Origin of the sequence: Mesorhizobium sp. M1A.F.Ca.ET.072.01.1.1, from assembly GCF_004023325.1 — a bacterium.
GTDB lineage: Bacteria > Pseudomonadota > Alphaproteobacteria > Rhizobiales > Rhizobiaceae > Mesorhizobium.
Genome location: NZ_RZSF01000282.1, coordinates 1 through 8,838, shown reverse-complemented (window position 1 = coordinate 8,838; position 8,838 = coordinate 1). Strand labels below are relative to the sequence as shown.

The following is an 8,838-nucleotide window of genomic DNA, read 5'->3' as shown; positions in this document are numbered from 1 at the left end:
TCGCTTCCCGCCGCAACCTCCCCCATCGAGGTGGAAGCGTCGGCGCTTTCAGCCGACCCAAGCACTGCTGCAGCGTCGACCGCTGCAGCGGTCTCCACAGGCGGAGTCTCTTCCGCGACCACAGCCGACGCTTCCGCCGGATCTTTCGCGTCAGGCTCCGTCGCGGCTTCCGCGATGGCTTCGGCAGGAACTACAGCGGCAGCCGGCTCGGATCCCTCGATCGTTGTCTCTGCAACCGTGTCTGTTGCCACGGCGTGCGCCTCTGCCGCCTGTGCAGCACGCGCAGCCTCTTCCGCCGCAAGCTTCGCAGCCGCGGCCTCGCGGGCGGCATTGTCCAGCGCGTCGAGCTTGGCCTTCACCTCCGCCGCCGGCTTCGGTTCGGCGCGATAGCCAAGGCCTTTGAGGATCTCTTCCATGTCGTCGGCGGTGGCGCCGAGGATTGACATCATCGGCGGCGTCACCATGAAGGCGTGGCCGTCATAGGCGCCGTCCGGTCGCTGGCCGAGGCCGGGCTTCCAGTTGGTCGCGGGTCGGATGAGATCGGCCAGCCGCTCGAGGATATCGACGCGCACGGCGCGGCGGCCGAGATTGCGATAGCCGGCGAGCTTGTAGAACGTCTTGTCGAAAGCAGGATCGATGACCACCGAGGTGCGGCCCGATGCCAGCGCATGCACCACGTCGCCGAAGCCTGGCTTGTCCTTGCCGTCGCTCTTAAGCGCCCAGAGCAGCGTCACCAGCCCGGCCGGCGCCGGCTTGATCAGCGCCGGCACGAAGACGTGGTAGGCACCGAAGCGCACGCCAAGGCGCCGCAGGGCCGCCCGGCCTTCCTGGTCGAGCGACTTCATTTCCTCGGCGATGTCGCGGCGATTGATGAGGCCGAAATGCTCGACGAGCTGGAAAGCGATGCCGCGCGCGATGCCGGTGAGCTGCTCGGCGTTCTTCAAATCGACCAGCGGCTTCAAGAGCGACTCGATCTGGAAATTGACGAAACGCTCGGCGCGCGCCGCGACCTTGTCGCGGGCAGGGCCGGTGAGCTGCTCGTCGGCAAGCAGCACAAGGCGCGGCTTCAAAGCCTCGTCGCCGGCAACCAGGGTGCCGATCGGCGCGCCGATCCAGCGCAGGACACCGTCCGAGCCCAATGCCAGATCGCCATTGGCGCAGGCGGCGAAGCGCTCGGCGCGCGCCTCGAACTCAGTCGCGAGCGCCTTCTGGGCAGCGGTGCGCACCGCCTTGGCGTCCTCGCCGCCGGCGCTCTGGTCGGCGGTGAAGCGGAATCCCTGCAGCTCGCCGACGTGATGGCCCTCGACGAGCACGGTTCCGGTTGGGCTGATTTCAGCTTCAGGCATGGTATTTTCTCTAAGGCGCCGCATGAGGACGGAAGTCCTGCGGTCTACGAAGCGTTTCGTCAACCGCTCATGCAGCGCATCCGACAATCTGTCTTCGATTTCGCGCGTCTTTTCCTGCCAGTGTAGCTGATCGGCCAGCCAGCCCGGTCGGTTGGAGACGAAGGTCCAGGTGCGGATCTGGGCGATCCGGTGCGACAGCGTGTCGATATCACCATCCGTGGTGTCGGCCCGCCGCACCTGTTCGGCCATGTAACTCTCATCGACATGGCCATGGCGTGCAAGGTCCATGTAGATCGAGGCGATGAGGTCGGCATGCTGGGCGGGCGCGATCTTGCGGTAGTCCGGCAGCGCGCAGGCTTCCCACAGCAGCGCCACGCGCTCCCTGCCGGTGGCAAGCGTCCTGATGTCGGCGTCGCGCGACAAATGTTCCAGCGCCTGAGCGTCGACCGCCGGCAGTGCCCGGGTCAGCCCTTCGACCGGCGCGTTGGTCTCGATCGAGCGTTTCAGGGCATCGAGGCTGGCAAAATCGAAATCGGCGGTGCGCCACTGCAGCACCTTCACCGGGTCGAAATCGTGCGCCTCGATCTTCTTGACCAGATCCTCGTCGAACGGATCGACCTGGCCGGTAACGCCGAAGGTGCCGTCGCGCAGGTGTCGGCCGGCACGCCCCGCGATCTGGCCTAGCTCGGCGGCGGTCAGGTTGCGGTATTGGTAGCCGTCGAACTTGCGGTTCTGGGCGAAGGCGACGTGCTCGAGGTCGAGGTTCAGGCCCATGCCGATGGCATCGGTGGCGACCAGATAGTCGACGTCGCCCGACTGGAAGATCTCCACCTGGGCATTGCGGGTGCGGGGACTGAGTGCGCCGAGAACGACGGCAGCACCGCCCTGCTGGCGGCGGATCAATTCGGCGATGGCATAGACCTCGTCGGCGGAGAAGGCGACGATCGCCGTGCGCCGCGGCAGGCGGGTGAGCTTCTTCGAGCCGGCGTAGGCAAGATGCGACAGCCGCGGCCGCGTCACCACCGAGACGCCCTTCAGCAGGCGTTGCAGGATGCCGTGCATGGTGGCGGCGCCCAGAAGCAGCGTCTCCTGGCGGCCGCGCAGATGCAGGATGCGGTCGGTGAAGATGTGGCCGCGTTCGAGGTCGCCGGCGAGCTGCACCTCGTCGATGGCGACGAAGGCGGCATCGGTCTCTCGCGGCATCGCCTCCACGGTGCAGACGGAATATCTCGCGCTCGCCGGCACGATCTTCTCTTCGCCGGTGACCAGCGCCACCTTGCTGGCGCCGACCTTCTCGCAGACGCGCGTATAGACCTCGCGGGCAAGGAGCCTCAGCGGCAGACCGATGATGCCGGTGTCGTGCGCCACCATGCGCTCGATGGCGAGATGGGTCTTGCCGGTGTTGGTGGGGCCGAGCACGGCCGTCACGTCGCGGCCGGAAAGGATCAGCGGCTGGGAGGGTTTCGGCTGGATATTCATCGGCTCGGAAATGAGGCTTTCTGCCGCTTGTTGTCGGGGACGCGGCGGTGCCGCCGCGTGTGACAGGGCACACATAGGGATTTCAGACGCGAAGCGAAAGCGGAATGTTCCCATCAAGAGATGGCGCGACGACAGGCAAGGTCAAAATCCGCGGCCGATTAACCGTTGGAACGAGTCTGGAACGAATCGGCGACGAATCACTGACTCGCTCTGATTCAGGTTTTGTTCACGGCTATATGTGGATTTTTTGACCATGAGTCTCACCACATGCTGAATCTGTGAACTGGCCCGTTTCGTGCTTAGCTCGCGCTGGTTCTGGAGCGTCGTTAACCTTTGCGGGAGAGCGACCGCGACGGACTCGAGCGCGGCCGCCAACATTATGAAATGGTTGATCTTTCCTAACCGGCGTTAATCTTTTTCGGGCTATTTGCGGCGTGGCGTGTTAACTTTTCGGCCAAAGCCGGAACGAATCGGCGACGAATCAGCGATCTGCAAAACTTCCTGTTTTGTTCACCCCTAGATATGGTGTTGTCCAAAGCTTGTGCACCGAAAATCCACAGCTTGTGAACCGGGTTTCCCACAGGGCGCGGGGAGGCCGTTAACTTTTGCGTGCCAAATTGAGGCATGCCCACCCGGTGCCGCCGCTGCGCAGACAAAAACAGGCGGCCCGTTTGCGGCGGGCCGCCTGCCATCGGTGTCAGAAGAGTTCAGGCCAGTAAGATCTCAGGCGAAATACTGGCCGCCATTGGCGCTTATCGTCGAGCCGGTGATGAAGCCTGCGTCTTCCGAGGCGAGGAAGACGACGCAGCGCGCAATCTCCTCCGGCTCGCCGAGACGGCCGACCGGGATCTGAGCGATGATCGATTCCCGCACTTTTTCCGGCACGGCCATGACCATGTCGGTGGCGATGTAGCCGGGGCAAACAACGTTGACGGTGATGCCGGCGCGGGCGCCTTCCTGGGCAAGCGCCTTGGTGAAGCCGATATCGCCGGCTTTCGAGGCCGAATAATTGACCTGGCCCATCTGGCCTTTCTGGCCGTTGATCGAGGAGATGGTGATGACGCGGCCGAACTTCCTATCGCGCATGCCGTTCCATAGCGGATGCGTCATGTTGAAGACGCCGGAAAGGTTGGTGTCGATGACCTCCTTCCACTGCTCGCGGGTCATCTTGTGGAACATGGTGTCGCGGGTGATGCCGGCATTGTTGACCAGCACCGAGACCGGACCGAGATCGGCCTCGACTTGGGCGATGCCGGCGGCGCAAGCGTCATAATCGGCGACCGACCATTTGTAGACGGGGATGCCGGTCTCGGCGTTGAATTTCTGGGCCGCCTCGTCATTGCCGGCATAGTTCGCGGCGACCGAATAGCCGGCATTCTTCAGGGCCACCGATATCGCCGCACCGATGCCGCGCGATCCGCCCGTGACGATTGCTACCTTGCTCATGCATTTCCTCCCTTTGGTCGGAAGAGCGAGTAGGGAGCGGCGAATAGCGAGTAGGAATCCGATAACCCGTCGCGCAACACCATTTCCCCCTATAGGCTACTCCCCATTCGCTATTCGCTCAGTTCGCCGTTCGCTCAGTTCAAGGCTTCCACACACATCGCAACGCCCATGCCGCCGCCGATGCAAAGCGTCGCGAGGCCTTTCTTTGCGCCGCGGCGGCGCATCTCGTAGACCAGCGTGTTGAACACGCGGGCGCCCGAGGCGCCGATCGGATGGCCGATGGCGATGGCGCCGCCATTGACGTTGACGATCGAGGGATCCCAGCCCATGCCCTTGTTGACGGCGCAGGCCTGCGCGGCGAAGGCCTCGTTGGCCTCGACGAGATCGAGGTCCTTGGCCGACCAGCCGGCCTTCTCCAGCGCCCGCTTCGAGGCCGGGATCGGGCCGGTGCCCATGATCGCCGGATCGACGCCGGCGGTCGCCCAGGAGGCGATGCGGACCAGTGGGGTGATGCCGCGCCTGGCAGCCTCGGCCTCGGTCATCAGCAGCGCGCCGGCGGCGCCGTCATTGATGCCCGAAGCATTGGCGGCGGTGACGGTGCCGTCCTTGTCGAAGGCCGGCTTCAGCTTGGTCATGGCATCCAGCGTAGCGCCGTGGCGGATGTATTCGTCCTGGTCGACGATGGTGTCGCCCTTCTTGCCCTTGATGGTGACGGCGACGATCTCGTCCTTGAACTTACCGGCCTTCTGCGCCGCCTCGGCCTTGTTCTGCGAGGCCAGCGCGAACTCGTCCTGGACTTCGCGGGTGATCTGGAACTGACGAGCGACGTTCTCGGCGGTGTTGCCCATATGGTAGCCGTTGAAGGCATCCCATAGGCCGTCCTTGATCATGGTATCGATCATCTTGTAGTCGCCCATCTTGACGCCGGCGCGCAGGTGCTGGGCGTGCGGCGACAGCGACATCGATTCCTGGCCGCCGGCGACGATCACCTTGGCGTCGCCGGTGGCGATCTGCTGCATGCCGAGCGCAATGGCCCTCAAGCCCGAGCCGCAAACCTGGTTGAGGCCCCAAGCAGTCGTCTCCTTGGGCAGACCGGCATTGATGGAAGCCTGGCGGGCCGGGTTCTGGCCCTGAGCGGCGGTCAGCACCTGACCCAGGATGACTTCGTCCACCTCCGCCGGGTCGACCTTGGCCCGCGCGAGCAATTCCTTGATGACGACCGCGCCGAGCTCGTGCGCGGGCGTGGCGGCGAAACTGCCGTTGAAGGAGCCGACTGCTGTGCGGGCTGCGCTGGCGACGACGATTGAATTGGAAGCGGACATTTTCTTCTCCAGGCTTCGAGGTGTCGTTAGGCTATCCTTGGAGACTTTCTTGCCCGTTCAAGCACCTGAGTCAAACCGGAAATCGGCATGGCCGCCATGCGCGGCAAGCAAGTCGAGCGCTTGTCGTGACGGCGTGGCCATCGCGCTGCAGCACAATTTGGCCCGCCCTTTCGGCATTAATTGATGCCGCACTGCACAAACCGCTTGGAATTGTGACGCTTTTGCGCATATCCTCGACAAATGGCGCAATCGTTACCGGCCGCTTACTGTGAACGCGCCGGTATCCTGGGGAGGATACGGATGGCCGCAAAAGACGACCCGATCGTCATCAAGAAATACGCCAACCGCCGGCTCTACAACACCGGCACCAGCACCTATGTCACGCTCGAAGATCTGGCCGAGATGGTCAAGAAGGGCGAAGAATTCACCGTGCAGGACGCCAAGACCGGCGACGACATCACGCATCCGGTGCTGACCCAGATCATCTTCGAGCTGGAGAACAAGGACGGGCAGAACATGCTGCCGATCCCGTTCCTGCGCCAGCTGATCTCCTTCTACGGCGACCAGATGCAGATGATCGTGCCGAGCTTCCTCGAACAGTCGATGATCGCCTTCTCCAAGGAGCAGGAGCGTTTCCGCGAGCAGCTGAAGGGCGCCTTCGGCAAGACGCCGATTGACATGATGAAGACGCCGATGAAGGCGCTGGAGGAACAGACGCGGCGCAACGTCGAGATGTTCCAGAACGCGATGCGCATGTTCACGCCGTTCCCGTCAGCCGGCCCCAATTCCGCGGCGCCCGCCGAGCCGTCGAAGAAGGACGAGAAATCCGACGACCTGCAGGAATTGAAGGCGCAGATCGCCGCCATGCAGCGCAAGCTCGACACCATGTCGTGATGGCTAGCCGTCAGGTGTTCCTGCAGGGCCGTCATAGCGGGCTCGCGGCCTGATCGGCCTGTTGCTCGTCACCTGCTCGATGGCATGCGCCGTCCAGCCGATGCTGCGACCGAGCGCGAACAGGCGAAAGGGCGCGTCGGCGGGGAGATTGAGGCTGCGCGTCAGCGCGGCCAGCGCGAAGTCGACATTCGGGCGCATGCCTGTCGCGGCAAGGACGGCGTCGCGCAGATGCAGCAGACCGTCAGCGATATCGAGGTCGGGCAGCAGAGCCTCGGCGCGCGGATCGCCTTCGGGGTAAAGCTGATGGCCGAAGCCGGGCAGCGGCCGGTCGTGGGCCAGCCAGCGCGCGATCGTCTCGTCCGGCCCGAGCCGCTCGGCATCCTCGACCAGCGCGATGGCCGCGGCGCCGGCGCCGCCATGACGCGGGCCGGTAAGGGCAGCGAGCCCGGCAAGCAGGCAGGCCACGATCGGCGCGCCGGTCGAAGCGGCGACGCGTGCGGCGAAGGTCGAGGCGTTGAGCTCGTGATCGGCCAAAAGCACCAGCGCCTTGCGGATGAGATCGGCACCGGCAGCGTCGACCGACCAGCCGCGCGCCAGCCTTTCATGCACCGGCTCCGCCCCCGGGCTTGCACCGAGTGACGTCGCGAGCACGCTGGTGGCGCTGGCGCCATCCTGCTGCAGCATGCCCGGCCTGCGGCCGAGCGAAGGCCGGCCAGCCGCGGCAAGCGCCGACAATCTTGCAAAGGCCGTCGGGGTGCCGCTCTCGCGAACGATCGAAGGCGTCAGCGATGCGAAGGATATCGCGGCGCCGGATGCCCAAAGCAGGCTTGCTGCCTCCTCCAGCGTCGCTGTCGCGGCAAGCGCAACGGCATCCTTGCCGCGATAAACGAGGCGGCCGTGCAGCACGGTCGAGATGGCGGTGGTGATCGCCGGCTCGCCCCAGGCGATGGCGCTTTCGGCGATCGCCTGGGGGCTGCGCCCGCGCTCCCGGCGGGTGGCGAGCGCGTCTATGTCGTCGGCGCGATACTGGCTGCGGCGCGGGTCGGTCCCGTCGGGACGCATGCCGATGCGGCCGCGGCTGACATAGGCGTAAAGCGTCTGCGGCCGGACCTTGAGCCGCGCCAGCGCTTCCTCCCGCGTCAGCCATTCGGACATGTCCGTTCCGCCTCATATTGATTCAGTTGATCAAGATTGATGCGTTGATTGTAGAGCATTAACTGCAGTGCAAAAAGGGTCAAGGAGACAGTCATGGCAAACGGGCTCGAAGATGTTGTGGCGGCGGAGACGGTGCTTTCCGATGTCGACGGCGCGGGCGGCCATCTCACCATCCGAGGCCATTCGTTGACGGAACTCGCCGGGCACTGGCGCTACGGCCAGGTGGTCCGCCTCTTGTTCGACGGGTTCTTTGACGAGCTTCCCGGCGACGACGAGCTGGAGAAGGCGATCGGCAATGCGCGTGTCGAGATTTTCGAACGGCTGCAGCCGATGCTCGCTGAACTTCCAGCGCTCGACGTCTACAGCGGTATGCGCGCCGGCATCGCCCTTCTGCCCGACGGCGAGTCGCTCGCCGACGCGCTCCGGCTGATCGCGGCGCCGGCGGTGCTAACTCCGGCCCTGCTGCGGCTCGGACGCGGCGAGAAGCCTCTGACTCCGGACGCACGCGCCGATCATGCCAACGACATGCTGCGAATGCTCTCCGGCACGCCGTCGCCGGCCCTTGCCAAGGCGCTCGATACGTATCTGGTGACAGTCTGCGACCATGGGCTCAATGCCTCGACCTTCGCAACGCGGGTGGTGGCGTCGACGCAGGCGGGCTTGACCTCGGCGATCCTGGCCGGGCTCGGCGCGCTCAAAGGCCCGCTGCATGGCGGCGCGCCGGGGCCGGTGATCGAGATGCTCGACGCGATCGAGGCGAGCGGCGACGCGGCCGCCTGGCTGCGAAACGAGATCGCGCGCGGCGAGCGCATCATGGGCTTCGGCCATCGCATCTACCGCGTGCGCGACCCACGTGCCGACGTGCTGAAAGCCGTCGTGCGGCGGCTGGGCACACGTTATGAGACCGGCAGCCGGCTGGCCTTCGCCGAGACGGTGGAACAGGCGGCACTCGACGTGCTCAGGGTCGCCAAGCCGCAACGCTCGATCCAGACCAATGTCGAATTCTATACCGCGCTCCTGCTCGAAGCCGCGGGCTTCCCGAAGGAGGCGTTCTCCAACGTCTTTGCCGCCGGCCGCGTCGCCGGCTGGATTGCGCATGCGCGCGAGCAGCAGGCGACCGGACGCCTGATCCGGCCGCAGTCGCGCTATGTCGGGCCGGTGCCCGATCTCGTCGCCTGACGCCGCGAGCAATACTC

The 8,838-nt window shown here is 65.1% G+C and carries 6 protein-coding genes; 2 read left to right on the top strand and 4 right to left on the bottom strand.

Features of this window, described 5'->3' with window-relative positions:
* The 3 genes from EOA32_RS28530 to EOA32_RS28520 all read right to left on the bottom strand — a co-directional run.
* Positions 1 to 2,825, bottom strand: a 2,825-nt coding sequence (locus EOA32_RS28530) for a helicase-related protein (protein WP_245499406.1), incomplete at its 3' end; no start/stop codon positions are given.
* A 723-nt stretch (positions 2,826 to 3,548) separates the two neighbouring features.
* On the bottom strand, positions 3,549 to 4,271 hold the full coding sequence (locus EOA32_RS28525; RefSeq protein WP_067001887.1) for a beta-ketoacyl-ACP reductase: 723 nt from the start codon (positions 4,269 to 4,271) through the stop codon (positions 3,549 to 3,551).
* A gap of 134 nt (positions 4,272 to 4,405) precedes the next feature.
* On the bottom strand, positions 4,406 to 5,593 hold the full coding sequence (locus EOA32_RS28520; protein WP_067001890.1) for an acetyl-CoA C-acetyltransferase: 1,188 nt from the start codon (positions 5,591 to 5,593) through the stop codon (positions 4,406 to 4,408).
* A 300-nt stretch (positions 5,594 to 5,893) separates the two neighbouring features.
* Between EOA32_RS28520 and phaR the strand changes: the two genes are divergently transcribed.
* Positions 5,894 to 6,487, top strand: coding sequence for a polyhydroxyalkanoate synthesis repressor PhaR (gene phaR / locus EOA32_RS28515; RefSeq protein WP_067001892.1), 594 nt, complete (start codon positions 5,894 to 5,896; stop codon positions 6,485 to 6,487).
* Positions 6,488 to 6,490: 3 nt separating this feature from the next.
* Here the strand turns inward: phaR and EOA32_RS28510 are convergent, their stop codons facing one another.
* Positions 6,491 to 7,642 carry a citrate synthase family protein gene (locus tag EOA32_RS28510; protein ID WP_128373491.1) on the bottom strand — a complete coding sequence of 384 codons (1,152 nt, stop codon included), beginning with the start codon at positions 7,640 to 7,642 and terminating at the stop codon, positions 6,491 to 6,493.
* Between the two features lie 93 nt (positions 7,643 to 7,735).
* On the opposite strand from EOA32_RS28510, the gene EOA32_RS28505 reads away from it, so the two are divergent.
* Positions 7,736 to 8,821, top strand: coding sequence for a citrate synthase/methylcitrate synthase (locus EOA32_RS28505; RefSeq protein ID WP_095778119.1), 1,086 nt, complete (start codon positions 7,736 to 7,738; stop codon positions 8,819 to 8,821).
* Positions 8,822 to 8,838: the final 17 nt, after the last annotated feature.

What these genes read in the sequence shown, in the direction of transcription:
- EOA32_RS28525 (WP_067001887.1), bottom strand. Translation starts at nt 4,271, where the DNA reads ATGAGCAAGGTAGCAATCGTCACGGGCGGATCGCGCGGCATCGGTGCG.
- EOA32_RS28520 (WP_067001890.1), bottom strand. Translation starts at nt 5,593, where the DNA reads ATGTCCGCTTCCAATTCAATCGTCGTCGCCAGCGCAGCCCGCACAGCA.
- phaR (WP_067001892.1), top strand. Translation starts at nt 5,894, where the DNA reads ATGGCCGCAAAAGACGACCCGATCGTCATCAAGAAATACGCCAACCGC.
- EOA32_RS28510 (WP_128373491.1), bottom strand. Translation starts at nt 7,642, where the DNA reads ATGTCCGAATGGCTGACGCGGGAGGAAGCGCTGGCGCGGCTCAAGGTC.
- EOA32_RS28505 (WP_095778119.1), top strand. Translation starts at nt 7,736, where the DNA reads ATGGCAAACGGGCTCGAAGATGTTGTGGCGGCGGAGACGGTGCTTTCC.